Below are 223 nucleotides of genomic sequence, written 5' to 3'. Positions count from 1 at the left end.
TGTTGCAATCTCGTTATAGTCTCCGGCGCTCGCAAACGGAACAGCAATAAGATTAGGTTTTTCAGTTGATTTCATTTGTTGGTATCCTTTGAACGATTGCGACACTGACACCAACCGGGTAAGGCAGTGCTCTCGATGTTTGAACAATTGCTAATTCTGCTGTTGATAGCTGAAATTCAAATACATAACTCATCTTCATATTTCCATCATCAGTGATATATGC

At 39.9% G+C, this 223-nt stretch carries 1 protein-coding gene; it reads right to left on the bottom strand.

Annotation, left to right across the window (positions count from 1 at the left end; genetic code table 11):
* Positions 1 to 61 precede the first annotated feature (61 nt).
* Positions 62 to 223, bottom strand: a 162-nt coding sequence (locus ABR397_RS24365; RefSeq protein WP_350307925.1) for a DUF2612 domain-containing protein, incomplete at its 5' end; no start/stop codon positions are given.

Source organism: Photorhabdus viridis, assembly GCF_040256935.1.
In the GTDB taxonomy this organism is placed as follows: Bacteria; Pseudomonadota; Gammaproteobacteria; order Enterobacterales; family Enterobacteriaceae; genus Photorhabdus; species Photorhabdus viridis.
The sequence above is the reverse complement of the archived record's forward strand: the minus strand, read 5'-3'. Positions and strand labels throughout refer to the sequence as shown.